The organism is Tateyamaria sp. GN1-10, from assembly GCF_055693845.1.
Genome location: NZ_JBVFUR010000004.1, coordinates 2,889,819 through 2,914,173, shown reverse-complemented (window position 1 = coordinate 2,914,173; position 24,355 = coordinate 2,889,819). Strand labels below are relative to the sequence as shown.

General features: G+C 58.5%; 27 protein-coding genes and 2 pseudogenes. 28 read left to right on the top strand and 1 reads right to left on the bottom strand.

Annotated features, from left to right (window positions below; all coding sequences use genetic code 11):
* Positions 1-9: 9 nt before the first annotated feature.
* The 28 genes and pseudogenes from ACZ1HN_RS16385 (at position 10) to ACZ1HN_RS16250 (ending at position 22,803) form a co-directional block, all read left to right on the top strand.
* The gene (locus ACZ1HN_RS16385) at positions 10-618 is read left to right on the top strand and encodes an NADH-quinone oxidoreductase subunit C (RefSeq protein ID WP_299200636.1); all 609 of its coding nucleotides are present in this window, start codon (positions 10-12) and stop codon (positions 616-618) included.
* A 5-nt stretch (positions 619-623) separates the two neighbouring features.
* A complete protein-coding gene (locus tag ACZ1HN_RS16380) occupies positions 624-791 on the top strand; it encodes a hypothetical protein (RefSeq protein ID WP_299201149.1) in 168 nt (55 codons plus the stop codon).
* 129 nt (positions 792-920) lie between these two features.
* Entirely contained in the window at positions 921-2,138 is a 1,218-nt protein-coding gene (locus ACZ1HN_RS16375) for an NADH-quinone oxidoreductase subunit D (protein WP_472729339.1), read from the top strand.
* Positions 2,139-2,212: 74 nt separating this feature from the next.
* Positions 2,213-3,352, top strand: coding sequence for an NADH-quinone oxidoreductase subunit NuoE (gene nuoE / locus ACZ1HN_RS16370; RefSeq protein WP_472728269.1), 1,140 nt, complete (start codon positions 2,213-2,215; stop codon positions 3,350-3,352).
* Positions 3,353-3,378: 26 nt separating this feature from the next.
* A complete protein-coding gene (locus ACZ1HN_RS16365) occupies positions 3,379-3,906 on the top strand; it encodes a hypothetical protein (protein WP_472728268.1) in 528 nt (175 codons plus the stop codon).
* Positions 3,903-4,139: a hypothetical protein gene (locus ACZ1HN_RS16360; protein WP_472728267.1), complete on the top strand. Its 237-nt coding sequence runs from the start codon at positions 3,903-3,905 to the stop codon at positions 4,137-4,139. Before ACZ1HN_RS16365 ends, ACZ1HN_RS16360 begins: the two co-directional genes overlap by 4 nt.
* A gap of 3 nt (positions 4,140-4,142) precedes the next feature.
* Positions 4,143-4,361 (top strand): DUF5337 domain-containing protein, encoded by a 219-nt coding sequence (locus ACZ1HN_RS16355; protein ID WP_299742018.1) that lies wholly within the window; start codon positions 4,143-4,145, stop codon positions 4,359-4,361.
* A gap of 40 nt (positions 4,362-4,401) precedes the next feature.
* Positions 4,402-5,682 (top strand): NADH-quinone oxidoreductase subunit NuoF, encoded by a 1,281-nt coding sequence (gene nuoF, locus ACZ1HN_RS16350; protein WP_472728266.1) that lies wholly within the window; start codon positions 4,402-4,404, stop codon positions 5,680-5,682.
* Complete coding sequence (locus ACZ1HN_RS16345) at positions 5,679-5,957, top strand: hypothetical protein (RefSeq protein ID WP_299742014.1); 279 nt, start codon at positions 5,679-5,681, stop codon at positions 5,955-5,957. Before nuoF ends, ACZ1HN_RS16345 begins: the two co-directional genes overlap by 4 nt.
* Entirely contained in the window at positions 5,944-6,387 is a 444-nt protein-coding gene (locus tag ACZ1HN_RS16340; protein ID WP_472728265.1) for a DUF3291 domain-containing protein, read from the top strand. The genes ACZ1HN_RS16345 and ACZ1HN_RS16340 overlap by 14 nt, the downstream gene beginning before the upstream one ends.
* 27 nt (positions 6,388-6,414) lie before the next feature.
* Positions 6,415-6,789, top strand: coding sequence for a hypothetical protein (locus tag ACZ1HN_RS16335; protein ID WP_299768604.1), 375 nt, complete (start codon positions 6,415-6,417; stop codon positions 6,787-6,789).
* A gap of 123 nt (positions 6,790-6,912) precedes the next feature.
* Positions 6,913-7,311, top strand: coding sequence for a DUF5333 domain-containing protein (locus ACZ1HN_RS16330; RefSeq protein WP_472728264.1), 399 nt, complete (start codon positions 6,913-6,915; stop codon positions 7,309-7,311).
* A gap of 3 nt (positions 7,312-7,314) precedes the next feature.
* A pseudogene (gene nuoG, locus ACZ1HN_RS16325) lies at positions 7,315-9,334 on the top strand (NADH-quinone oxidoreductase subunit NuoG).
* A 32-nt stretch (positions 9,335-9,366) separates the two neighbouring features.
* The gene (locus tag ACZ1HN_RS16320; RefSeq protein ID WP_472728263.1) at positions 9,367-9,711 is read left to right on the top strand and encodes a hypothetical protein; all 345 of its coding nucleotides are present in this window, start codon (positions 9,367-9,369) and stop codon (positions 9,709-9,711) included.
* A 6-nt stretch (positions 9,712-9,717) separates the two neighbouring features.
* Positions 9,718-10,749, top strand: a pseudogene (nuoH, locus tag ACZ1HN_RS16315) (NADH-quinone oxidoreductase subunit NuoH); the annotation flags it as partial.
* A gap of 203 nt (positions 10,750-10,952) precedes the next feature.
* A complete protein-coding gene (gene nuoI, locus ACZ1HN_RS16310) occupies positions 10,953-11,447 on the top strand; it encodes an NADH-quinone oxidoreductase subunit NuoI (RefSeq protein ID WP_299200614.1) in 495 nt (164 codons plus the stop codon).
* Positions 11,447-12,139 carry a DUF4259 domain-containing protein gene (locus tag ACZ1HN_RS16305; protein WP_299200612.1) on the top strand — a complete coding sequence of 231 codons (693 nt, stop codon included), beginning with the start codon at positions 11,447-11,449 and terminating at the stop codon, positions 12,137-12,139. The genes nuoI and ACZ1HN_RS16305 overlap by 1 nt, the downstream gene beginning before the upstream one ends.
* Entirely contained in the window at positions 12,136-12,558 is a 423-nt protein-coding gene (locus ACZ1HN_RS16300) for a carboxymuconolactone decarboxylase family protein (protein WP_299200610.1), read from the top strand. The genes ACZ1HN_RS16305 and ACZ1HN_RS16300 overlap by 4 nt, the downstream gene beginning before the upstream one ends.
* Positions 12,555-13,157: an NADH-quinone oxidoreductase subunit J gene (locus tag ACZ1HN_RS16295; RefSeq protein WP_472728262.1), complete on the top strand. Its 603-nt coding sequence runs from the start codon at positions 12,555-12,557 to the stop codon at positions 13,155-13,157. Before ACZ1HN_RS16300 ends, ACZ1HN_RS16295 begins: the two co-directional genes overlap by 4 nt.
* A 3-nt stretch (positions 13,158-13,160) precedes the next feature.
* On the top strand, positions 13,161-13,631 hold the full coding sequence (locus ACZ1HN_RS16290; protein WP_472728261.1) for a hypothetical protein: 471 nt from the start codon (positions 13,161-13,163) through the stop codon (positions 13,629-13,631).
* A gap of 45 nt (positions 13,632-13,676) precedes the next feature.
* Positions 13,677-13,982 carry an NADH-quinone oxidoreductase subunit NuoK gene (gene nuoK, locus ACZ1HN_RS16285; protein WP_039686350.1) on the top strand — a complete coding sequence of 102 codons (306 nt, stop codon included), beginning with the start codon at positions 13,677-13,679 and terminating at the stop codon, positions 13,980-13,982.
* A gap of 5 nt (positions 13,983-13,987) precedes the next feature.
* A complete protein-coding gene (locus ACZ1HN_RS16280) occupies positions 13,988-14,416 on the top strand; it encodes a hypothetical protein (protein WP_472728260.1) in 429 nt (142 codons plus the stop codon).
* Positions 14,417-14,422: 6 nt separating this feature from the next.
* Positions 14,423-16,549, top strand: a complete 2,127-nt coding sequence (gene nuoL, locus ACZ1HN_RS16275; protein WP_472728259.1) for an NADH-quinone oxidoreductase subunit L — start codon at positions 14,423-14,425, stop codon at positions 16,547-16,549.
* Positions 16,549-18,090 carry an NADH-quinone oxidoreductase subunit M gene (locus tag ACZ1HN_RS16270; RefSeq protein ID WP_472728258.1) on the top strand — a complete coding sequence of 514 codons (1,542 nt, stop codon included), beginning with the start codon at positions 16,549-16,551 and terminating at the stop codon, positions 18,088-18,090. The genes nuoL and ACZ1HN_RS16270 overlap by 1 nt, the downstream gene beginning before the upstream one ends.
* A 10-nt stretch (positions 18,091-18,100) precedes the next feature.
* Positions 18,101-19,537, top strand: coding sequence for an NADH-quinone oxidoreductase subunit NuoN (gene nuoN, locus ACZ1HN_RS16265; protein WP_299200600.1), 1,437 nt, complete (start codon positions 18,101-18,103; stop codon positions 19,535-19,537).
* A gap of 54 nt (positions 19,538-19,591) precedes the next feature.
* Positions 19,592-20,341, top strand: a complete 750-nt coding sequence (locus ACZ1HN_RS16260) for a biotin--[acetyl-CoA-carboxylase] ligase (RefSeq protein ID WP_472728257.1) — start codon at positions 19,592-19,594, stop codon at positions 20,339-20,341.
* Positions 20,342-20,354: 13 nt separating this feature from the next.
* Positions 20,355-21,128 (top strand): type III pantothenate kinase, encoded by a 774-nt coding sequence (locus ACZ1HN_RS16255; protein ID WP_299768585.1) that lies wholly within the window; start codon positions 20,355-20,357, stop codon positions 21,126-21,128.
* A 4-nt stretch (positions 21,129-21,132) separates the two neighbouring features.
* Complete coding sequence (locus ACZ1HN_RS16250; protein WP_472728256.1) at positions 21,133-22,803, top strand: ribonuclease J; 1,671 nt, start codon at positions 21,133-21,135, stop codon at positions 22,801-22,803.
* A 51-nt stretch (positions 22,804-22,854) separates the two neighbouring features.
* Here the strand turns inward: ACZ1HN_RS16250 and ACZ1HN_RS16245 are convergent, their stop codons facing one another.
* Positions 22,855-24,297 (bottom strand): DEAD/DEAH box helicase, encoded by a 1,443-nt coding sequence (locus ACZ1HN_RS16245; RefSeq protein WP_472728255.1) that lies wholly within the window; start codon positions 24,295-24,297, stop codon positions 22,855-22,857.
* Between the last annotated feature and the right edge of the window lie 58 nt (positions 24,298-24,355).

The following is a 24,355-nucleotide window of genomic DNA, read 5'->3' as shown; positions in this document are numbered from 1 at the left end:
GGGGTCCTCATGTCCGAAGCAATGACCGAACTTGGCACCTATCTCGAAGCCAAGCGCCCCGATTGCGTGCTGGCGTGGGACGTCACCCATGGCGAGCTGAACATCGACGTGGCCCCGTCCAGCCTGACTGGCTTTGTCGAATTCATCACCTCTGACAGCACCTGCAAGTTTTCGTCGCTCGTAGATATCACCGGCGTCGACTACCCCGGCCGGGCCAAACGGTTCGACGTCGTCTACCACTTCCTGTCGATGTACCAGAACCACCGCATCCGCCTGCGCCTGTCGATCCGCGAGGATCAGATGGTGCCGTCAATCGTGGACATTCACCCATCGGCCAACTGGTTCGAACGCGAAGTGTTCGACATGTTCGGCATCCTGTTCTCGGGCCACCCGGACCTGCGGCGCATCCTGACGGACTATGGCTTTCGCGGCTATCCGCTGCGCAAGGATTTCCCGACGACGGGCTATACCGAAGTCCGTTATGACGAGGCCGAAAAGCGGGTTGTCTACGAACCCGTCAGCCTCGTTCAGGAATACCGCCAGTTCGACTTCATGTCGCCCTGGGAAGGGGCCGAATACATCCTTCCCGGCGATGAAAAAGAAGCGGAGGCGAAGTAGTGGACATGATCTGGTGGCTCCTCATTGCCGCAGCAAGCATCATCCCGATGTTCAAGCTGTTGCCCCATTTCGGGATCAACCAGTATTGGGCGCTGTTCTGCATCCTGCCCGTGGGCACCATCGTGCTGCTGTGGATCATGGCGATGAAGCTGCAAGAGCTGGAGAAGCGGTGATGTGGTTTGACCTGATCAATACGGGGATTGCGGCAGCTGGCTTGGGTCTCGCGGTAATGCCGTTTTTTAAAAAACCTTCGATGCTTAGTTTTCTAAGCATAAGCTGAGAAATGTAGGAGAAACCGCATGATGGACGGCACCAAGGGTTTTGACGACGCCCTCACAGGCGAACAGAAAATCCGCAATTTCAATATCAACTTCGGCCCGCAACACCCTGCGGCGCACGGGGTTCTGCGGCTGGTCCTCGAACTTGACGGCGAGATCGTGGAACGCTGCGATCCGCATATCGGCCTGCTGCACCGTGGCACCGAAAAGCTGATGGAAAGCCGGACCTACCTGCAGAACCTGCCGTACTTCGATCGGCTCGACTACGTCGCACCCATGAACCAGGAACACGCCTGGTGTTTGGCCATCGAAAAGCTGACGGGCGTCGAAGTGCCCCGGCGCGCCAGCCTGATCCGCGTCCTCTTCTGCGAGATTGGCCGTGTGCTGAACCACCTTCTCAACATCACGACTCAAGCGCTCGACGTGGGCGCGCTGACACCGCCGCTCTGGGGCTTTGAAGAGCGTGAGCAGTTGATGATCTTCTACGAACGGGCCTGCGGCGCGCGCCTGCACGCAGCCTACTTCCGCCCCGGCGGTGTGCATCAGGACCTGCCGCCCGAACTGCTCGACGATATCGAGGAATGGGCCCACAAGTTCATGTCCGGCTTCATGGAGGACATCGACGGCCTCCTGACCGAAAACCGCATCTTCAAACAGCGCAACGCCGATATCGGCATCGTGACCGAGGATGACATCCTGAAATACGGCTTCTCGGGCGTGATGGTGCGGGGCAGTGGCCTCGCCTGGGACCTGCGCCGGTCGCAGCCCTACGAATGCTACGACGAATTCGACTTCCAGATCCCTGTGGGCAAGAACGGCGACTGCTACGACCGCTACCTCGTGCGCATGGAGGAAATGCGCCAGTCGGTGTCGATCATCAAGCAGGCCATCGGCAAGCTTCGGGATTGCCCTGGCGACATTCTGGCGCGCGGCAAGATCACTCCGCCGTCACGCACCGACATGAAAACGTCGATGGAAGCGCTGATCCACCACTTCAAACTCTACACCGAAGGGTTCCACGTGCCCGAGGGCGAAGTGTATTGTGCGGTCGAAGCGCCCAAGGGCGAGTTTGGCGTGTACCTTGTGGCCGACGGATCCAACAAACCCTACCGCTGCAAAATCCGCGCGCCGGGCTTCCTGCACCTCCAGGCGATGGACTACATCTCCAAAGGGCACCAATTGGCCGACGTCGCCGCGATCATCGGCACCATGGACGTGGTGTTCGGGGAAATTGATCGCTGATCCACCTTCATCTTGCCAAATAAACTTCCGCCGGAGGCTCCCGCAGTTTCCACGCAGACCAAGGGAAGACCATAATGCTCCGCCGTCTCCACTCAGAACAACCAGACAGCTTCGCGTTCACCCCGGACAACCAGGCATGGGCCGAAGCGCAGATCACCAAGTATCCCGAAGGCCGTCAGGCCAGCGCCATCATTCCGCTGCTTTGGCGCGCGCAAGAGCAAGAGGGATGGCTGACCCGTCCGGCGATCGAAGCGGTCGCGGACATGCTCGATCTTGCTTATATCCGCGCCCTGGAAGTGGCCTCTTTCTACTTCATGTTCCAACTACAACCCGTTGGATCCGTGGCACATATTCAAGTTTGTGGCACCACGTCATGCATGATCTGCGGGGCTGAAGATCTCGTCGCCGTCTGCAAGGACAAGATCGCCCCGAAATCCCATCAGTTGTCCGCCGATGGCAAGTTTTCATGGGAGGAAGTCGAATGCCTCGGCTCCTGCGCCAACGCGCCGATGGCCCAGATCGGCAAGGATTATTACGAGGACCTGACCGCCGCCCGCATGGGCGAGATCATTGACGAACTGGCCGACGGCAAAGTACCGACGCCTGGACCGCAAAACGGGCGCTATGCATCAGAGCCCTTGAGCGGTCTGACCAGCCTGAAGGAATTTGACAGCGGGCATACGAAATACAACGCCTCTGTTCAGCTCGCGACGGACATTGGCGACACGGTCAAGCGTATCGACGGGGCCGAGGTGCCATTGCTGGCACCATGGGGGAAGGCGAACGCATCGGAGGATGCCAGCAACGCCAACGAAAAGCCTGCCGCTAAGGTGGCGAAGGCCAAGGCGAAACCCAAAGCGGACGCACCGGTAACGAAGAATAAATCCAAGGAAAAACAAAAGGGTAACCCTGTCCCCGCGGGGACAAAACCCACGTTGCTTTCGAAAGCACGCGATGGCGGAGCGGACGATCTCAAGCTGATCAAAGGCGTCGGACCCAAGCTCGAAGGTCTTTTGAACGGCATCGGAGTGTTCCATTATGACCAGATCGCAGCCTGGAGTGATAACGAAGTCGCTTGGGCGGATCAGAACCTCGTGGGCTTCAAAGGTCGGGTGAGCCGTGACAATTGGGTCACGCAGGCGCAGGCCCTCGCGCGGGGAGAAGAGACAGAATTTTCCCAACGCGCGAAAAAAGACGATATCTATAAAGAATAACATCCTTAAACAGGAGAGGTATCGTTATGAACAAGAACGAGGGAATGATCAGTTGCGCAGTGGGCTGCTGGCTGATCGCGCTGCTGGGTGGTGTTTTGGCAGCGATGCTGCTGATGGTGCTGGGCGGTTGGACGTTTATGCAGGGCGTGTTTATGGGCGTCGTTGTATTTGTCGTCGCCGGTGCGCTTCTCAGCTGGATCATTTGCAAACCGCTACCGGCGGTCGGCGAAGCATCAGTTGACGCGGCGAAACCGGAAGAGGCTCCGCGCCCCGCTGCAAAATCGTCGGCTCAAGCCACTGCAGCGTCTACCGCCGCAACTGCCGAGCCGGAGATCAAACCTTCGACACCGTTGCCGGGCGAAGCTGATCTAGCGGCGCGCAAGGGCGAATGGAAATACGAGGCTGAGCCGAAGGCCGACGAAAAGCCAAAGGCGAAGAAAGCTGCCAAGAAACCCGCGGCCAAGAAAAAGCCGCCGAGCCAGCCGCTGCGCCGGGCGATGGCACCAAGCCCGAGACGCTTTCCGCCGCACGCGAGGGCGGTCCTGACAACTTGAAAGAGATCAAGGGCGTCGGGCCAAAGCTTGAGGCGCTTTTGCATTCAATGGGCTTCTATCATTTCGATCAGGTTGCAGGCTGGGGTGCCGACGAGGTGGCCTGGGTTGATCAGAACCTGCAGGGTTTCAAGGGCCGTGTCAGCCGCGACGACTGGGTCGCGCAGGCCAAGATTCTTGCCGAGGGCGGTGAAACCGAGTTCTCCAAGAAGGTCGGTAAAGGCGACGTGTACTAACGCATGTCTGATCGGCTTGATCCGAAACTGGCCCGTCAGGGCCGTATCGCGGCCCTTGTCATTGCAGGGGCCGCTTTGTTGTCTGTGTTCGCACCAGTGATTGTGCGGGGCCTTGGTTTACCCGCGCGTTACGAAATTCTGATTTTGCTTTTTGCACTGGCTGCGTTCATTTGGTCTCTGGTGGTTGCCATCAGGATTTGGCAAAAGAGTCGTGACAACTGACAGCCCTGCGCGCGGGGCTTCAAGGCAAAGGATAACACCCATGCTGGCTGACAAAGATCGTATCTTTACAAACATCTACGGCATGCACGACCGCACGTTGAAAGGTGCGCGGGCGCGTGGGCATTGGGATGGCACGGACAAGTTGATCCAGAAGGGTCGTGACTGGATCGTGCAAGAGATGAAGGACAGTGGCCTGCGTGGTCGTGGCGGGGCGGGCTTTCCCACGGGTCTGAAATGGTCCTTCATGCCCAAGGAAAGTGATGGTCGACCCAGCTACCTTGTTGTAAATGCTGATGAATCTGAGCCGGGCACGTGCAAGGATCGCGAGATCATGCGCCATGATCCGCACACGCTGGTCGAAGGGTGTTTGATTGCGTCCTTCGCTATGAACGCTAACGCCTGCTACATCTACATCCGTGGCGAATACATCCGGGAAAAGGAAGCGCTGCAGGCAGCCATTGATGAAGCCTACGACGCTGGCTTGGTTGGCAAGAACGCCGCAGGGTCAGGCTGGGATTTCGAAATTTACCTGCACCATGGGGCAGGGGCCTATATCTGCGGTGAGGAAACCGCACTGCTGGAATCGCTAGAAGGCAAAAAAGGTATGCCCCGCATGAAACCGCCATTCCCGGCAGGTGCGGGCCTTTATGGCTGCCCGACCACGGTGAACAACGTTGAATCCATTGCCGTTGTTCCGACGATCCTGCGCCGTGGCGCCTCGTGGTTCTCTGGCTTTGGTCGTCCGAACAACGCCGGGACCAAGCTGTTCGCTATCTCGGGTCACGTGAACAACCCCTGTGTGGTCGAAGAGGCGATGTCCATCAGCTTTGAAGAGTTGATCGAAAAGCATTGTGGCGGCATTCGCGGCGGATGGGACAACCTCAAGGCCGTCATCCCCGGCGGTTCATCCGTGCCCTGCGTTCGCGGGGAAAAGATGAAAGACGCCATAATGGACTTCGACTATCTGCGGAACGATCTGCAGTCGGGTCTGGGGACGGCAGCAGTGATCGTGATGGATCAGAGCACCGATATCATCAAGGCGATCTGGCGGCTGTCCAAGTTCTACAAGCACGAAAGCTGCGGTCAGTGCACGCCCTGCCGCGAAGGCACGGGCTGGATGATGCGCGTGATGGACCGTCTGGTGCGTGGCGAGGCGGAGGTCGAGGAGATCGACATGCTGCTTGACGTGACCAAGCAGGTCGAAGGGCACACGATCTGCGCGCTGGGGGATGCGGCGGCGTGGCCGATCCAGGGGTTGATCCGGAACTTCCGGGATGAGATCGAAGATCGGATTGCGGGCAAGCGGATCGCGGCGGAGTGACTACAAGCACTGTCTTTATCTATGTGGCCATCGTCGGCGTACTGTTGATGATCCCGACCAATGTCTACTTGTTGCGCGCAAATGGGTTCGCTCCGATCAAAGCGCTGTCGGTGGCCATTGCCCCTTGGATTATCGCCTTTGTCCTCGCATTCTCTTTGGGGGCATCGGAGGCTGGATATCATCCTTCGATATTTGGCCTGCTGCTCTTATTTGTTTCCGGCTTGAACGCACTGCTCGCCTGGAAGGCGCATCGGTTGGTGAATGCACCTCGCTGAATTCAACATCGGCACTCTAAAGTACGACTGGGAAGATCCGCGCGTGGCGGACTTCCTAAACAACCTCGACCGTGTCTATGACATCGCGCGTCGCAGCCCCGGCTATGTCTGGCATCTGGAAGGCGACGAGATGGAAGCGGCGCAGCTTGACCCGAATGGCCCGCTGGGTGGCAATCCACGCACGGCCAGCACGCTATCTGTCTGGAAAGACGTGGAAAGCCTGCACGCCTTCACATTCAACACCGTTCACAAGCAATTCTATGACCGCAAGGGCGAGTGGTACGACCCCGACCAGGGTTTGCGTTTTGTCATGTGGTGGGTTCCCGAAGGACATATACCCACGATCAAAGAGGCAATCGACCGCTTCCATCATCTTGAAAACCATGGCAATACTGACTTTGCCTTTGGCTGGGATCACCTGCCGCACTAAGGCCAAGATCCGGTGGAGGAGACCGCATTGATCCAGACGAAAACCCGCGCATTGCCCGATATGCGGCCAACACTTTTGACTGGTGCGCTGTTGATCGCGGCCTTGCTTCTGTCTGCCTGTCAAGAACGGCGCTCGGAGCGCGTTGCTTTTGACGGCGTGTTTTTCCGTGCAACTTCGGGCAAGGTGGACAAGGAACGCGAACAATTCGAAATTGGTGTCAGTCCCGTATCTGCATCTCTTGAAGGTGCACGTGAAGCGGGGCGGTATGAAGCGGTACGTTATTGCATCAAGCAGTTCGGTTCTTCTGATATCGTATGGATCGAAGGGCCGGATGCCGAGGACGGCAGGCTGCGCATTTCCGGGGACAAGCTGCTCTTGCGTGGCACCTGCACGCCAGCGTGATAACAACCCGTTTTCAAGGCGACATTTTGCGTCCTAACGGGTTGTGTCGGCCCGTGTTATTGCATAGCACAGACCTGCTTTCCCACATGGCATCAAAGTGATGCAGTACGTGGAGAGAAAACGATGCGCGCGATGACCATGGCCCTGATCCTTAGCCTGACTGCCGGGATAGCCTCGGCGAAGCCACACCTTCGGGATGTGCCTGAAATCGACGGTACCATTCTGGCGATTGGGATCGCGGACGAGATCCGCAAGAACTGCCCGAGTATTTCGGCCCGCATGTTCAGGGCGTTGAGCGTTGCGAACGGTTTGAAGGCCCGCGCCCGGAACCTGGGCTACTCGGACGAAGAGATTGATGCCTACCGCAATTCTGATGCTGAACGGGAGCGTCTGAAGGCAAAGCGCAGGGCATATCTGAAACAAGGCGGCGTGACCGCTGGCCAACCGGCAAGCTACTGTGCGCTTGGCCGCGCAGAAATCAATACAGGCGGCCAGATCGGCGCCCTACTGAGGATGAACTGACGCATGAGCGACCTCCGCAAGATCATCATCGACGGCAACGAGATCGAGGTGGACGGGGCAATGACCCTGATCCAGGCCTGTGAAGAGGCGGGGATCGAAATTCCGCGCTTCTGTTATCACGAGCGTCTGTCGATCGCAGGTAACTGCCGGATGTGTCTTGTGGAAGTTGTGGGTGGTCCACCCAAACCCGCGGCGTCTTGCGCGATGCAGGTGCGTGACTTGCGACCCGGTCCCGAAGGGCAGCCGCCGGTCGTGAAAACCAATTCGCCCATGGTCAAGAAGGCCCGCGAGGGCGTGATGGAATTCCTGCTGATCAACCACCCGCTGGATTGCCCGATCTGCGACCAGGGCGGTGAGTGTGACCTGCAGGATCAGGCAATGGCTTACGGTGTCGATTTCAGCCGCTTCCGTGAGCCAAAGCGTGCGGTGGATGATCTGGACCTTGGCCCACTTGTTGAAACCCACATGACCCGCTGCATTTCCTGCACCCGTTGCGTGCGCTTCACCACTGAAGTGGCGGGCATCACCCAGATGGGCCAGACGGGCCGTGGCGAGGATAGCGAGATTACGTCCTATCTGGGCGAGACATTGGATCTCGAACCTGCAGGGCAACATCATTGATCTGTGCCCCGTGGGTGCACTGGTGTCGAAACCCTATGCGTTCACCGCCCGTCCTTGGGAACTGACCAAGACCGAGAGCATCGACGTGATGGATGCGCTTGGGTCCTCCATCCGCGTGGACACCAAGGGCCGCGAGGTCATGCGTTTCCTGCCGCTCAACCACGACGGCACGAACGAAGAATGGATTTCCGACAAGACCCGGTTCGTTTGGGATGGCCTGCGCCGTCAGCGTCTTGATCGACCTTACATCCGCGAGAATGGAAAGCTGCGTCCAGCTTCTTGGGGTGAGGCATTGGGCAAAGCGTCGGATGCGATCAAGGGCGCGTCTTCGCTCGCCGGTTTGGTCGGTGATCTGGCTTCGGTTGAAGCCGCCTATGCGCTCAAGGAGCTGATCGAAGGGCAGGGCGGTCTCGTCGAATGCCGCACTGATGGCGCGAAGCTGCCCTCGGGCAACCGGGCCGCATATGTCGGGACGGCTGCTGTTGAAGACATCGACACAGCTGAAGCAATCATGCTGATCGGCACCAACCCGCGTCTGGAGGCGCCCGTGTTGAACGCGCGTATCCGCAAGGCCTGGGCACGTGGCGCCAATGTGGGTGTGATCGGTGAGATGCCGGACCTGACCTATGAGGCGAACCACATCGGGACAGATGCAACCGTCATCAATGATCTGCTCAAGCGTGATCATTCAGAGGTGCAGGAAAAGCCGTCGATCATCATTGTCGGCATGGGTGCCCTGACCCAGGGTGATGGCGCGGCAATCCTTGCCGGGGCCCAGGCGCTGGCGGAAAGCACCAAGTCGGGTCTGATGATCCTGCACACGGCAGCGGGCCGCGTCGGTGCGATGGATATTGGCGCCACAAACCCTGATGCAATGGCGGCCATTGAGAAAGCGGATGTCATCTACAACCTTGGCGCCGATGAAATCGAAATCGGTGACGGGGCGTTTGTCATCTACCAGGGCAGCCATGGCGACCGCGGCGCGCATCGTGCCGATGTGATCCTGCCGGGGGCGGCCTACACCGAAGAAGGCGGGCTGTTCGTCAACACGGAAGGGCGGCCACAACTGGCGCAACGCGCTGGTTTTGCACCGGGTGAAGCCAAGGAAAACTGGGCCATCCTGCGTGCGCTGTCGGGTGAGATGGGCGCAACGTTGCCCTACGATAGCCTTGCCGCCTTACGTCAGAAACTGGTGGGCGACCATCCGCACCTCGGCGATGTGGATGTGGTTGCGGAAAATACTGGCGACGCGCTGGAAGCTGGCAAGATTGAAGGTGGGGTTCTGACTTCGACCGTCAGCGATTTCTACCTGACCAACCCGATTGCCCGTGCCAGCCAGTTGATGGCCGAACTGAGCGCCAATGCCAAGGCGCGCCGGACCGAGGCAATGGCCGCCGAATGAAGGCCAGTTGGCTCATATCCCTGACACCGCTTATGGCCTGCGAACCCGTGCCGACAGCTGAACAGTTCATCCCCGACTACCGTGGGGTCGAAACGAAGCTCTTGGCCGAGGATCTTGTGCAGTTTGATGTTGAGATGACCAACGCACTGACAGCAGCCGATGTTGAGGACTACGCCGAATGTGTCGCCGCTGGATATACGTTGATCCGCGGTTGGGGATTTGCGCGTCATTTGCGCACAAATGTGAATGAAGAGGCTGGCGTGTGGAGAGCGGATGCTGTTTACACGATTTCGCCAACCCTCCCGCGTGGGATCAAGACCATCGACGCCGAAGTCGTGGCCGCTGCCTGTGCGGAGAGGGGAATACCGACGGTGTGAGGACTGATGGCTGATTTCTTTACCACTCCTGGCGGCATCGCCGTCCTGATCTTGGCCCAAGTGCTGGCCGTCGTGGCGTTCGTCATGATCTCACTCTTGTTCCTGGTCTATGGTGACCGCAAGATCTGGGCCGCCGTGCAGATGCGCCGGGGGCCGAACGTGGTGGGTGTCTACGGCCTGCTGCAAACCGTGGCCGACGCACTGAAATACGTGGTGAAAGAGGTCGTTGTGCCTGCTGGCGCAGACAAGACCCTGTTCATGCTCGCTCCGATGACCAGTTTCGTACTTGCCATGGTGGCGTGGGCGGTGATCCCGTTCAACGATGGTTGGGTGCTGTCGGACATCAATGTTGCGATCCTCTATGTTTTCGCCATCTCGTCGCTTGAGGTTTATGGTGTGATCATCGGCGGCTGGGCGTCGAACTCGAAATATCCGTTCCTTGGGTCGCTGCGGTCCGCAGCACAGATGATTTCCTACGAAGTCAGCATTGGCTTGATCATCATCGGAGTGATCCTGTCGACCGGGTCGCTGAACTTCGGCGCGATCGTGAACGCGCAAGATACTGGCTACGGCTTCTTCGGTTGGTACTGGCTGCCGCACCTGCCGATGGTATTCCTGTTCTTTATCAGCGCCTTGGCTGAAACGAACCGTCCGCCGTTCGATCTGCCGGAAGCGGAATCTGAATTGGTCGCCGGCTATCAGGTTGAGTATTCCTCAACGCCGTTCCTGCTGTTTATGGCGGGTGAATACATCGCCATCTTCCTGATGTGCGCGCTGATGTCGCTGCTGTTCTTTGGCGGCTGGCTGTCGCCGATCCCCGGCCTGCCGGACGGCGTGCTGTGGATGGTTGCGAAGATGGCTTTCTTCTTCTTCCTCTTCGCCATGGTGAAGGCGATTACGCCCCGCTACCGTTATGACCAGCTGATGCGCTTGGGCTGGAAAGTGTTCCTGCCCTTCAGCCTGGTCTGGGTCGTGTTCGTGGCCTTTGCCGCCAAGTTCGATTGGTTCTGGGGCATCTATGCCCGCTGGGCCGTAGGGGCTGATATGGGATTGGCCACTGCCATCAATGAAGCGCCGGAACACCATCTGGATGACCTTGTGTCGTTCCTAAGTTCCGAGTTCGCCATTGGAACGACCGATGAAGACGGGGCGCTTGACCGCGCGGATCCCGGGGAAGTCGTCTCGGCCCTCAAAGCCTGGGCGTATATGCATCTTAACGACGGAACACAGGGAGACTAGCAATGACGCAGATCGACTACGGCCGCGCCGCCAAATACTTCCTGCTGCAAGACTTCTGGCAAGGTATGAAGCTGGGGCTCAAGTACTTCTTTGCGCCCAAGGCCACTCTGAACTACCCGCACGAAAAGGGGCCTTTGTCCCCACGTTTCCGCGGTGAGCACGCGCTGCGCCGCTATCCCAATGGGGAAGAACGCTGTATCGCGTGCAAGCTGTGCGAGGCGATTTGCCCGGCGCAGGCGATTACCATCGACGCTGAACCGCGCGAGGACGGCAGCCGCCGCACCACCCGGTATGACATCGACATGACCAAATGCATCTATTGCGGCTTCTGTCAGGAAGCGTGCCCGGTCGATGCCATTGTCGAAGGTCCGAACTTCGAATTCGCCACCGAGACCCGCGAAGAGCTTTTCTATGACAAGGAAAAGCTGTTGGAGAATGGTGAGCGATGGGAAGCCGAGATCGCACGTAATCTTGAACTGGATGCACCGTATCGCTGATGGGAGCCTGGGGACCACATAGCTTTGACAACGATACGGCAGCCGACCTGCTGGATACGTTGAAAAACCTCGATCAGCCGTTCGAGCAGGCAGAAGCTGTTTGCGAAAGCTTTGAGGCAGTGTTTGAGGCACCGGCGGGTGATCTTGATGCGGATCTGGCATCGACAGCGGTGGCCGGAGCCGAGGTTATTGCGGCGTGTTTGGGTCAGCCGAAGGACGGGGCCGAAGCGCCATTTGATCTCGAAGCCTCGTTCAAGTTTTACGATGACGCAGTCGGGATGGCTCTTGCGGCTTTGGACCGGGTGACCACCGCGGGCTCAGAACTGGCTGAACTGTGGGACGAGACCGAAGATGCGAGCACGTGGCGCGCAAGCGTTGCTGATCTTGCCGCGCGTTTGAAGGCCGCGGCGAAAGTCCATGACCTTGCGACAGATTTCGCACCCGACGCGCCTGAGGCTGACCCTGAACAGGCGCTGCGCAGTGACGTAGATCAAGTCTATGCCGACATGATGGTTGAGATCGAGCGTCTCGCCGATGGCGCGGCGGGTAACGTTCAAGTCGAGGTTCTGCGCCATTTGGTGCGCAAGCTGCATCTGATCCACAGCGACATCAACAACACGCGCTATTTTATTGCGGATAGCCTGGATGCACTGACCGCCCGCATCGAAGGTCTCGAGGGGCAACGCTCATGACAGATGACAAGAACAACCCCTTTGCCGCGATGCTGGCCCAGATGCAGGAGATGACCAAAGCGTTTCCGCAAATGGCGGCGTTCGATCCGTCGAAAGGGTTTGATCCCAAGATGTTCGAGGCCCTGTGGCCGACCATGCCCAAGGATTTGATGGAGACGTGGTTTGGCAACAAACTCAATGAGAATGGGCTGGATGCCAAAACCCGGCTCCTGCTGACCCTTGCCGGGCTGACCATGCAAGGTGCCCAGGCTGATACGGCCATTCGCCAGACCGTGCGACACGCACGCGAGGCGGGTGCCACCGACCAACAGATTTCCGAGACTTTGGGCATGATGGCGATGTTTGCCGGTGTGCCCGCCATGACCCGTGCGATGGCATTGGCCCAAGAGGTCATGGGTGACGACGAGGACGAGACATGACTGTATTTGCCTTCTACATCTTTGCGATCAGCGTGATCGCGGGCGGCCTGTTCACGGTGATCAGCCGCAACCCCGTCCACTCGGTCCTTTGGTTGATCCTATCCTTCCTGAGTGCGGCGGGCTTGTTCGTGCTCTTGGGCGCTGAGTTCGTCGCGATGCTTTTGATCATTGTCTATGTGGGCGCGGTCGCGGTGCTGTTCCTTTTTGTGGTGATGATGCTGGACGTGGACTTTGCCGAGCTGAAGGCGGAGATGGCGAAGTACATGCCGCTTGCGCTGCTTATTGCTGTAGTAATCCTGATGCAGTTCGTCATGGCCTTTGGCGCATGGGAATCGAACGCCGCCGCCGAAGGTCTGCGTGCGCAGGTGACGCCCGTGGATCGCCACAACACTGAAGCTCTTGGCATGATCCTTTACGACCAATACTTCCTGCTTTTCCAGCTTGCGGGTCTGATCCTGCTGGTCGCCATGGTGGGTGCAATCGTGCTGACCCTGCGCCACCGTTCAGACGTGAAGCGACAGGACGTTATCGCCCAGATGATGCGCGATCCGGCACTGGCGATGGAGCTGAAGGACGTGAAACCGGGGCAGGGGCTCTGATCCTTGAATACCCGGTGCGCATATCTTGCAGCATTTGTCGCGATGCTTGGGGGCGAGGCTGTGGCCTTGTCACTGACCGATTGCGACCGCACCACGCATATCAGCCATGGCGGCGAGGCGGATCATGTCGATCTGGGTGAAGCCCGTGTGATGTGGCGTGATTGGTGGAGCCAGGAGGGGACGGCAACGTCCTTCTCGGTTGTGGACTGTGCGCCTGGCACGGCGCTCACCTTCCGCACACAGGAAGAGAACATGGGAAACCGCTTGCCTTTCAACCGGACGGACAAGGCGCTGGCCCTGATCGAACGCCACGAGACTGGCGCACGCGCTTTTGCCACCTTTGAACGCATGGCTGCCGATCTGGATGGCATCGCGCGAGACATCAACATCATCACGCTGGAAGCAGAGCCTTGCGCCTGCGCCGCACTCTACCCCGAGGTTCGGGGTGACAAGACGGAATTCATGCTGGGCTGAGCCCTGCAACAGACGACAAGCGGGGGCACACCCCGGAGGGACGATATGATAGGACTTGAGCATTACCTGACCGTCGCGGCGACGCTGTTCGTCATTGGCATCTTCGGGCTTTTCCTGAACCGCAAGAATGTGATCATCCTGCTGATGAGCATCGAATTGATGCTGCTGGCGGTGAACATCAACCTCGTGGCCTTCTCGTCCTTCCTGGATGACCTCGTGGGGCAGGTGTTCACCCTGTTCGTGCTGACCGTCGCTGCGGCTGAGGCCGCCATCGGTTTGGCTATCCTGGTCTGTTTTTTCCGCAACCGCGGCACCATCGCCGTCGAAGACGTCAACGTGATGAAGGGCTGACCAGTATGCTCCGACACCTAGCGTTGATTACAAGTCTGTGCACGGTTTGTGCACATCCGGCGGCCGCTGAAGCCACCGTAAATCTACAAGTAAATCTTGCTCCGGGCTGCCAATTGGACAGCGGAACGTTCGTTGGAACTGGCTACTGGCAACTCACCAATTCCCGGGAAGTTGTTTTGATGGGTTTAACGGACCGAGAAAATATCTGGCGCCAAGCCTATGCCATGGTGGATACCAGACATGAGAAGATGGTGTCTGTCATTGTGCCAGATACCAAGCGCGGGATTGATCTTGTGCACGACGCGATTAACGCAACGCTTGATAAGTATCCTCGAATTTCAATGCGCCGCTTTCAAAAAGCGATGGATCGCAAAGACTTTGACACACAAGCGGAAGATGCGCCCGCCGGTGTGGTTGAGTGTTTGAAAGGTTAGACAAATATGGAAACCATCATCCTCTTTGCCCCCCTCGTTGGCGCGCTCCTGTGCGGGTTCGGCTGGCGTGTTTTTGGCGAGGCTGCGGCCTGCTGGATTGCCACTGGCCTACTGTTCCTGAGTGCCTTCTTGTCGTGGATCGTGTTCATCACTTTTGACGGCACGACCGAGCAGATCCAGATTCTGCGCTTCATCGAAAGCGGGAGCCTCAGCACTGATTGGTCCATCCGCCTTGACCGTCTGACGGCGATCATGCTGATCGTGATCACTACGGTATCGTCGCTCGTTCACCTCTATTCCTTTGGCTACATGGACCACGACCCGCAGTGGAAAGAGGGCGAAAGCTATAAGCCGCGCTTCTTTGCCTACCTGTCGTTCTTCACCTTCGCGATGCTGATGCTGGTGACGGCGGATAACCTTGTGCAGATGTTCTTTGGCTGGGAAGGCGTGGGTGTCGCCTCGTACCTGTTGATCGGGTTCTACTACCGCAAGCCGTCGGCCAACGCCGCCGCGATCAAGGCGTTTGTGGTCAACCGCGTGGGGGACTTCGGTTTTGCGCTGGGTATCTTTGCGCTCTTTTTCCTCACGGACTCCATCAAGTTCGACGATGTGTTTGCTGCCGCGCCTGAACTGGCAGAGACGCAATTGACGTTCCTGTGGACCGATTGGAATGCGGCAAACCTTGTGGCTTTCCTGTTGTTCATCGGCGCCATGGGTAAATCGGCGCAGCTGTTCCTGCACACGTGGTTGCCTGACGCGATGGAGGGTCCGACGCCTGTGTCGGCCCTGATCCACGCCGCGACCATGGTGACGGCGGGTGTCTTCCTTGTCTGCCGGATGTCGCCGCTGATGGAGTTCGCACCCGAGGCGATGGCCTTTGTCACTTTCCTTGGTGCTGCGACGGCCTTTTTTGCCGCAACGGTGGGATTGGTCCAGACCGACATCAAGCGTGTGATCGCTTACTCGACCTGCTCGCAGCTGGGCTACATGTTCGTGGCAGCAGGCGTTGGCATGTATTCGGCGGCCATGTTCCACCTGCTAACGCACGCCTTTTTCAAGGCGATGTTGTTCCTTGGCGCAGGCTCGGTCATCCATGCGATGCACCACGAGCAGGATATGATGAACTACGGCAACCTGCGGAAGAAAATTCCCTACACCTTCTGGGCGATGATGATTGGCACGCTGGCGATCACTGGTGTTGGCATTCCCGTCTGGATTTTCACGCTGGGTGAAATTCCGATTGGTTTTGCGGGCTTCCAATCCAAGGACGCGATCGTGGAAAGCGCTTATGCGGCGGGCACCGGTTTCAGCTTCTGGGCGCTGGTCATTGCTGCGCTGTTCACCAGCTTCTATTCTTGGCGCCTGATGTTCCTGACCTTCTACGGCGAGGCGCGCGGCGACAAGCACACCCATGACCACGCTCATGAAAGCCCGATGACGATGATCGTTCCTTTGGGGGTTCTGAGCATCGGTGCGATCTTTGCCGGGATGGTTTGGTACGGGTCGTTCTTTGGTCACACCGATCAGGTCGCCAAGTTCTATGGCATTCCTTATGCGGAAGAGAGCCATGGGGACGATCATGCCAAGGCTGAAGATCACGGCGATGATCACGTCGCAGACAAAGCCGATGACCACGGCAAGGCGAAGGACGAGCATCACTACATGTTCGCCGGGGAACCGGGGCAGGGCGCCATCTATATCGGCGAGGGCAACACCGTCTTGGATGACGCCCACAAGGTTCCGTACTGGGTTAAAACCTCACCCTTTGCCGCAATGCTGATCGGCTTCCTGATGGCCTATTGGTTCTACATCAAGAACCCCGAGTTGCCGAAGCGGTTGGCCGAGAACCAGCGCCCGCTTTACCTGTTCCTCAAGAACAAGTGGTACTTTGACGAGCTTTATGACTTCATCTTTGTCCAACCCGCCATGTGGATTGGTAAGAAGCTGTGGAAGAAGGGTGATGGTGACGTCATTGACGGGACCATCAACGGGGTGAGCATGGGCATTGTACCCTTCTTCACCCGCCTCGCGGGCCGCGCGCAATCCGGCTACATCTTTACCTATGCCTTCGCCATGGTGATCGGGATTGCGGTCCTTATCACTTGGATGACGCTCAGCGGAGGAGCGAACTGATGGACAATATCCTTTCCATCACCACCTTCATGCCGGCGCTGGCGGCCCTGATCCTGGCCGTGTTCCTACGCGGCGAGGATGAGGCGGCACAGCGCAACGCCAAGTGGGTGGCTATGGCCACGACGGTGATTACCTTTATCGCGTCGCTGTTCATCCTGTTCGAGTTTGATCCTAACGACACCGGCTTCCAGTTTGTGGAAGAAGGCACATGGATCATGGGCCTGACCTACAAGATGGGGGTCGACGGCATCAGCGTTCTGTTCGTGATGCTGACGACGTTTATCATGCCGCTGGTCATTGCCGCGTCGTGGTCCGTGACGGATCGGGTCAAGGAATATATGATCGCCTTCCTGCTGCTGGAAACGCTCATGCTGGGCGTGTTCATGGCGCTGGATCTCGTGCTGTTCTACCTGTTCTTCGAGGCCGGTCTGATCCCGATGTTCCTAATCATCGGTATCTGGGGCGGGGCGAACCGTATCTATGCAAGCTTCAAGTTCTTCCTCTACACCTTCCTCGGGTCCGTGCTGATGCTGGTGGCGATGGTCGGGATGTATGCGGATGCGGGCACCACCGATATCGAGACGCTGCTGAACCACCAGTTCGGAACAGAGACGTTCAGCTTGCTGGGCATTCAGATTGTCGGCGGGATGCAGACGCTGCTGTTCCTCGCCTTCTTCGCCAGTTTTGCAGTGAAGATGCCGATGTGGCCGGTGCATACTTGGTTGCCAGATGCGCACGTTCAGGCCCCAACGGCCGGGTCGGTCGTGCTGGCCGCCATCCTGCTGAAGCTTGGTGGCTACGGCTTTATCCGCTTCTCGATCGGCATGTTCCCGGTTGGATCCGATGTGATGGCCCCGCTTGTGCTGTGGATGTCGGCGATTGCGATTGTCTATACGTCGCTCGTGGCGCTGGTACAGGAGGACATGAAGAAGCTGATTGCCTATTCGTCTGTCGCCCATATGGGTTTTGTGACGATGGGCATCTTTGCCGCCAACCAACAGGGGCTGGACGGTGCGATCTTCCAGATGCTTAGCCACGGGTTCATCTCAGGCGCGCTCTTCCTCTGCGTTGGCGTGATCTATGACCGGATGCACACGCGGGACATTGACGCCTATGGCGGTCTGGTGAACCGGATGCCGGCCTACGCGCTGATCTTCATGCTGTTCACGATGGCCAATGTAGGCCTGCCGGGCACATCGGGCTTTGTCGGTGAATTCCTGACGCTGATGGCGGTGTTCCAAGTGAACACCTGGGTGGCTGCGGTGGCGACCACTGGTGTGATCTTCTCTGCCGCTTATGCCCTGTGGCTTTATCGCCGGGTGGTTATGGGTGACCTGATCAAGGAAAGCCTGAAGTCGATCACCGACATGAGCCGCCGAGAGCGGGCAATCTTTGCCCCGCTGGTGGTGATGACGATCCTGCTGGGTGTGTATCCGGCGCTGATCCTCGACATCATTGGCCCGTCGGTGGCTGCCCTTGTGACCCAATACGATACGGCACTGGCCGCGGCTGAGGCCGCGACGCAGTTCGCCGAAAACTAAGGACGCTGATATGTCTGCTGATCTGACCATCATCCTGCCCGAGATCCTGCTGAGCGTCTTTGCCATGCTGGGTCTCATCGGGGCGGTTTACACGTCCAAGGACGGCCTCGCGTCACCTTTGCTTTGGGCGACATCAGCCGTGTTCTTGGCCGTTGCTGCCTGGATCGGGTTTGCGGGTGAGGGGACGAATGTCGCCTTTGGCGGCATGTTCGTTGATGACGGGTTTTCGCGCTTTGCCAAGGTCACGATCCTTGTGTCCGCCGCCGCAGTCCTGTTGATGAGCGAAGGTTACATGTCGCAGCGCGGGTTGCTGCGCTTTGAATACCCGATGCTGGTGGTGCTTGCTGTGGTTGGCATGATGACCATGGTATCGGCAGGTGACCTGATGGCGCTCTACATGGGTCTCGAGCTTCAGTCCTTAGCGCTCTATGTTGTTGCATCGCTGCGTCGTGACAGCGTGAAGTCGACCGAGGCAGGACTGAAGTATTTTGTGCTGGGCGCATTGTCCTCAGGCTTGCTGCTCTATGGTGCGTCGCTGGTTTATGGCTATGCAGGCACAACATTGTTCTCGGGCATTGTGCAGGTCGCGGAAGAGGGTGTGTCGCTTGGCCTTCTTTTCGGTCTCGTCTTCCTGATGGCGGGCTTTGCGTTCAAGGTTTCGGCTGTGCCCTTCCACATGTGGACGCCGGACGTTTACGAGGGATCGCCCACGCCGGTTACAGCGTTCTTTGCAACGGCCCCCAAGATGGCAGCCATGGCGTTGTTTGCCCGGGTGATGCATGACGCCTTTGGCGGCGCGGTGGCCGACTGGCAGCAGGTGATGGCGCTGTTGTCTGTGCTGTCGATGTTCCTTGGGGCCTTCGCTGCTATCGGCCAGACCAACATCAAGCGGCTGATGGCGTTTTCGTCCATTGCCCATATGGGCTATGCCCTCATGGGGTTGGCGGCAGGCACCGTACTGGGTGTACAGGCGATGTTGGTCTACATGGCGATCTACGTGACCATGAACGTGGGTACCTTTGCCTTCATCCTTATGATGGAGAAGGACGGGCAGCCGGTGGTGGAGATCGACTCGCTCAAAATGTATTCCAAGCGCGAACCGGGCAAGGCGCTGGCAATGCTGGTGTTGCTGTTTTCGCTTGCTGGCGTTCCGCCGATGCTGGGCTTCTTTGGCAAACTCTATGTGCTGCGCGCGGCCTATGAGGGCGGACTGGCATGGTTGGCCATCGCGGGTGTGATCGCATCCGTGATTGGTGCCTACTATTACCTGCGCATCGTCTTCTACATGTACTTTGGCGACACGGATGAAGAGCGCCTGAACGGCGGCAAATCCCCGATCCTGTGGGCGATGCTGATGGGATCGGCCGCCGTCATGGTGCTGGGGATCATCAACATGTTCGGTGTCGAAGGGGCTGCTGCCGCGGCTGCGCTGACCTTGGTGAACTAGTGCGCCTTTGACACACCGGCCCTTCGGGGAGGATTTTTTGGAAACAGGGAAGTCATGACCGCTTGGCCCTCAGGATATGGGCGGCGCGTACTGCCGTCGGTGGATTCAACCCTGAGCGAGGCGGCGCGTATCGCATCCGATCTGGCGGGACCGGAGTGGCTTTTGGCGCTGGAGCAAACTGCAGCGCGTGGGCGTCGCGGTCGGACTTGGGCGATGCCGGCCGGCAACTTTGCTGGCACGTTGGTGTTGCCGTTGGACGAGGTGCCAGGGCAGGCTGCCTTGCGGTCTTTTGTCATGTCTCTGGCCCTTCGCGATGCGTTTGTGGCCGCAACGGGTCGAGAGGATGTGTTCGCTCTGAAGTGGCCCAATGATGTGCTGCTGCGCGGTGGCAAAGTGGCCGGTATCCTGCTGGAGAGCGTTGGCAGTGGTGCGCGGGTCACTCATTTGGCAATTGGGGTGGGCGTAAACCTTGCTGCAGCGCCTGACGCATCTCAGGTAGAAGAAGGGGCGCTGCCGCCCGTGGCGCTCAAGCCGACGCTTGGAGCGGATATCTCGCCGGAAAGCTTCCTGGACTTGCTAGCGGCTGCCTACGCGCGTTACGAAGACCAATTCCGAACTTATGGGTTTGACCCGATCCGCACCGCTTGGCGCGCGCATGCGGCCAAAATGGGCGAGGTCATCACGGCCCGCACGACGCGCGACACACATGTCGGTACTTTCATGGACGTGGACCGCGATGGTCAACTTGTTCTAGAGACGGCCAAGGGTCGGATCACCATCCCGGCGGGCGACGTCTATTTCTGAAAAGGGGCATACGATGCTTCTAACCATCGATTGCGGCAACACGAACACAGTCTTCTCGATCTGGGATGGAACAGAGTTCCTTGCCACATGGCGCGCCTCGACCGAATGGCAGCGCACCGCAGATCAATACTATGTCTGGCTGTCGACCCTGATGGAGTTCCAGAAGCTGGACGTGGACATCACGGATGTCATCATTTCATCCACGGTTCCCCGCGTTGTCTTCAACCTGCGCGTCCTGTGTGACCGCTATTTTAACTGCCGTCCTTACGTTGTGGGCAAGTCTGACTGTTTACTGCCAGCACCGCCGCGCGTGGATGAAGGGACACAGATTGGTCCAGACCGTCTGGTCAACACGGCGGGGGCTTATGACCGGTGTGGCGGCGACCTGATCGTTGTGGATTTTGGGACCGCGACCACCTTTGACGTCGTGGCCTCCGACGGTGCCTATGTCGGTGGGGTTATCGCACCCGGTGTGAACTTGAGCCTTGAGGCCCTACATAGTGCAGCGGCAGCGCTGCCACATGTCGATATCACCAAGCCGCAGGCCGTTGTGGGCACGAACACCGTGGCGTGTATGCAGTCTGGCGTCTTTTGGGGTTACGTGGGCCTTGTTCGTGAGATATGTGCCCGGATTAAAGCGGAGCGCGCCCGCGAGATGCGCGTGATCTCGACAGGAGGGCTGGCCCCCCTGTTTCAGCAAACAGAAAAACTGTTTGACGACTTTCAAGACGATTTGACGATGCATGGCCTGACGGTCATCCATCGCTTTAACAAGGAAAACAACTGAAGCAATGAGCAGTGAACGTTTAATCTACCTGCCCCTTGGGGGAGCGGGTGAAATTGGCATGAATGCCTATGTTTATGGGTATGGCCCCGAAGATGCCGAGCGGCTGATCGTTGTCGACCTCGGCGTGACCTTTCCCGATATGGACAGCACGCCCGGTGTGGACCTGATCCTGCCCGATATCACCTGGTTGGCGGAGCGTAAGGACCGCATTGACGGTATCTTTGTCACCCACGCCCACGAGGACCACATCGGGGCCGTCGCGCATACCTATGGCCAGCTTGGCGCACCGATCTATGCGCGGCCTTTCACGGCCAACATCGCGCGGCGCAAGATGGACGAGCATGGGCATCCCGAGGATGCAGTGCGGGTGGTCGCCGGTTGGCCGGACCAAGTGCAGGCAGGACCGTTCAAGGTGGGCTTTCTGCCGATGTCCCACTCGATCCCCGAAAGTGCTGCATTGATCATCGACAGCCCCGAGGGCCGTTTGATCCATTCGGGCGACTTCAAACTGGACCCGACACCTGTTGTTGGCGAGCCTTTTGATCCAGACCTTTGGGCCGATGTGAGCAAGGACGGGGTCAAGGCGCTGATCTGTGACTCGACCAACATCTTTTCACCGCATGCAGGCCGGTCCGAGCTTTCGGTGGGGCCGGAGATCGAAAAGCTGGTGCGTGGCCACACGGCGGGGATCGTGGTTGCCACAACATTTGCATCGAACGTCGCGCGGGTCAAAACGCTGGCCGAGGCGGGTGAGCGGGCAGGGCGGTCCATTGTCCTGCTGGGTCGCGCCATGCGCCGGATGATTGAGGCCGCCGTTGAGACTGGCGTCCTGACGGAGTTTCCATCGGTTGTCAGCCCGGAGGATGCCAAGAACATCCCGCGTGAAAACCTGATGCTGCTCGTCACCGGCAGTCAAGGCGAACGGCGTGCGGCGTCGGCCCAACTGGCGAATGGCAAGTACATGGGGTTGGAGCTGAAAGAGGGCGATCTGTTCCTATTTTCATCCAAGACCATTCCGGGCAACGAGCGTGGTGTGATCCGCATCATCAACCAGCTTTCCGAAAAGGGTGTTGATGTTGTCGATGATTCATCGGGTCTCTACCACGTATCGGGGCACGCCAACCGGCCCGATCTTGAACGCCTGCAGGACATCGTCAACCCTCAGATCGTTGTTCCCATGCATGGTGAACACCGGCATTTGCGGGAACATGTCAAGCTGACCGAGGGTAAGGGGCGCGCAGGTGTCCTTGCTGTGAATGGCATGATGATTGACCTGAGCGGCAATGCCCCGAAGGTTGCGGAGTATATCGAAACCGGGCGGACGTATCTGGATGGGTCCGTGCAGATCGGTGCGTTGGACGGTGTGGTCCGTGACCGTATCCGCATGGCGCTGAACGGGCATGTGCTGGTCACGCTGATCTTGGATGAAGAGGATGAACCGCTCGGTGAGCCATGGTGTGAACTGATGGGCCTGTCCGAGACCGGGCGCAGCAATGCTGCGCTGGTTGAGGTGCTGGAAGAAGACCTGAGCCAGTTCCTTGGGCGGGCAGATGCCAAGACCTTGCGTGACGATGATAGCTTGACCGAAGCGTTGCGGCGCATCGTGCGCAAGTCGGCGCAGGATGAGATCGGCAAGAAGCCCGAAGTGACGGTTGTGATCAGTCGGATGCACTGAACAAAAAAAGGCGGGCCAAGGCCCGCCTTTTTCTTCATAAGAATGCGATGGTCAGCTCGCCATACGCTCTTCAAAGCTCAGGCCAATGAAACTGGGCGTATGATCACCCAATCCAACAACCTTGTTGCCACCACGATCATCGCGGGACGACCGGCTGCGGCTGGAGGATGAGCGGCTGCGCGATTTCGAAGAGGTGTCCTCGCGAGGCGTTTCTGCCTTGGTTTCGGTTATGGCTTCGACAGGTGTTTCGGTTTTCGGTTCCGACTTTGACCGTGACGACCGGCTGCGTGTCGACTTTGGTTTTTCTTCTGCGTCGGTTTTTTCTGTTGTCGCAGGTTTGGACGATTTCACCGGGTTGTCGAGGCGCGGGATTTCCTTCTGAATCAGCTTCTCGACCGCGTCGAACTGCTTTTCATCGCGGTGCACGCAGATGGTAATCGCCTTGCCCGCGCGCCCGGCGCGGCCGGTCCGACCGATGCGGTGAACATAGTCCTCGGGGTGGCCGGGGACATCGAAGTTGAACACGTGGCTCACCGACGGCACATCAAGGCCGCGCGCCGCCACGTCCGATGCCACAAGGATACGCAGCTCACCGTTGCGGAAGCCATCCAGTGTGCGGGTCCGTTGTGACTGGTCCAGATCACCATGGATCGGGGCAGCATCATATTTGTATTTTTTCAAAGACTTGGCGACGATATCTACATCCGTCTTGCGGTTGCAGAAGATGATCGCATTGGTCAGCTTTTCGCCTTCGGCATCGATCAGGCCGCGCAGAACCTTGCGCTTTTCGGACGCCTCACGGTCTTTGCGCGAGCCTTTGAACATGACAACGCCCTGTTCGATCGTCTCGGATGCCGTGGCCTGACGGGCCACTTCGATACGTTCCGGGTTCGACAGGAAGGTGTTGGTGATGCGCTCGATCTCGGGCGCCATGGTGGCCGAGAAGAACAGCGTCTGGCGGGTAAAAGGCGTCAGGCCAAAGATGCGTTCGATGTCAGGGATGAAACCCATGTCCAGCATCCGGTCCGCTTCGTCCACGACCATGACCTTCACGTCATTCAGGATCAGCTTGCCGCGTTCGAAATGGTCCAGCAGGCGGCCGGGTGTGGCAATCAGTACATCAACACCTTTGTCGATGAGCAGGTCCTGTTCCTTGAAGCTGACGCCGCCGATGAGCAAAGCCTTGGTCAGCTTCACATGCTTGGCGTAGGTGTCAAAGTTTTCGGCCACCTGTGCCGCCAATTCGCGTGTCGGACACAGCACAAGGCTGCGCGGCATCCGGGCGCGGGCGCGGCCACGGGCCAGCGCGGTGATCAGGGGTAGGGTGAAGCTCGCGGTCTTGCCGGTGCCGGTCTGGGCGATCCCCAGAACATCACGCCCGTCCAAGGCGGCGGGAATCGCACCCGCCTGAATTGGGGTTGGCGTTTCATAGCCAGCTTCATCGATGGCTTTCAGCACCTTGGGATTCAGGTTCAGATCAGAAAATTTTGTCATGTATGTCCGTTGGTTGCGGACACTGACTTGGCCCGCGGCGTATGATGATGTTAGCCGG

Coding starts and splice junctions, on each gene's coding strand:
- ACZ1HN_RS16385 (WP_299200636.1), top strand. CDS start 10: ATGTCCGAAGCAATGACCGAACTTGGCACCTATCTCGAAGCCAAGCGC.
- ACZ1HN_RS16300 (WP_299200610.1), top strand. CDS start 12,136: ATGACAGATGACAAGAACAACCCCTTTGCCGCGATGCTGGCCCAGATG.
- nuoF (WP_472728266.1), top strand. CDS start 4,402: ATGCTGGCTGACAAAGATCGTATCTTTACAAACATCTACGGCATGCAC.
- ACZ1HN_RS16280 (WP_472728260.1), top strand. CDS start 13,988: ATGCTCCGACACCTAGCGTTGATTACAAGTCTGTGCACGGTTTGTGCA.
- ACZ1HN_RS16260 (WP_472728257.1), top strand. CDS start 19,592: ATGACCGCTTGGCCCTCAGGATATGGGCGGCGCGTACTGCCGTCGGTG.
- ACZ1HN_RS16320 (WP_472728263.1), top strand. CDS start 9,367: ATGGCCTGCGAACCCGTGCCGACAGCTGAACAGTTCATCCCCGACTAC.
- ACZ1HN_RS16295 (WP_472728262.1), top strand. CDS start 12,555: ATGACTGTATTTGCCTTCTACATCTTTGCGATCAGCGTGATCGCGGGC.
- ACZ1HN_RS16245 (WP_472728255.1), bottom strand. CDS start 24,297: ATGACAAAATTTTCTGATCTGAACCTGAATCCCAAGGTGCTGAAAGCC.
- nuoK (WP_039686350.1), top strand. CDS start 13,677: ATGATAGGACTTGAGCATTACCTGACCGTCGCGGCGACGCTGTTCGTC.
- ACZ1HN_RS16250 (WP_472728256.1), top strand. CDS start 21,133: ATGAGCAGTGAACGTTTAATCTACCTGCCCCTTGGGGGAGCGGGTGAA.
- nuoI (WP_299200614.1), top strand. CDS start 10,953: ATGACGCAGATCGACTACGGCCGCGCCGCCAAATACTTCCTGCTGCAA.
- ACZ1HN_RS16330 (WP_472728264.1), top strand. CDS start 6,913: ATGCGCGCGATGACCATGGCCCTGATCCTTAGCCTGACTGCCGGGATA.
- nuoL (WP_472728259.1), top strand. CDS start 14,423: ATGGAAACCATCATCCTCTTTGCCCCCCTCGTTGGCGCGCTCCTGTGC.
- ACZ1HN_RS16380 (WP_299201149.1), top strand. CDS start 624: ATGATCTGGTGGCTCCTCATTGCCGCAGCAAGCATCATCCCGATGTTC.
- ACZ1HN_RS16365 (WP_472728268.1), top strand. CDS start 3,379: ATGAACAAGAACGAGGGAATGATCAGTTGCGCAGTGGGCTGCTGGCTG.
- ACZ1HN_RS16270 (WP_472728258.1), top strand. CDS start 16,549: ATGGACAATATCCTTTCCATCACCACCTTCATGCCGGCGCTGGCGGCC.
- ACZ1HN_RS16355 (WP_299742018.1), top strand. CDS start 4,143: ATGTCTGATCGGCTTGATCCGAAACTGGCCCGTCAGGGCCGTATCGCG.
- ACZ1HN_RS16305 (WP_299200612.1), top strand. CDS start 11,447: ATGGGAGCCTGGGGACCACATAGCTTTGACAACGATACGGCAGCCGAC.
- ACZ1HN_RS16375 (WP_472729339.1), top strand. CDS start 921: ATGGACGGCACCAAGGGTTTTGACGACGCCCTCACAGGCGAACAGAAA.
- nuoN (WP_299200600.1), top strand. CDS start 18,101: ATGTCTGCTGATCTGACCATCATCCTGCCCGAGATCCTGCTGAGCGTC.
- nuoE (WP_472728269.1), top strand. CDS start 2,213: ATGCTCCGCCGTCTCCACTCAGAACAACCAGACAGCTTCGCGTTCACC.
- ACZ1HN_RS16255 (WP_299768585.1), top strand. CDS start 20,355: ATGCTTCTAACCATCGATTGCGGCAACACGAACACAGTCTTCTCGATC.
- ACZ1HN_RS16340 (WP_472728265.1), top strand. CDS start 5,944: ATGCACCTCGCTGAATTCAACATCGGCACTCTAAAGTACGACTGGGAA.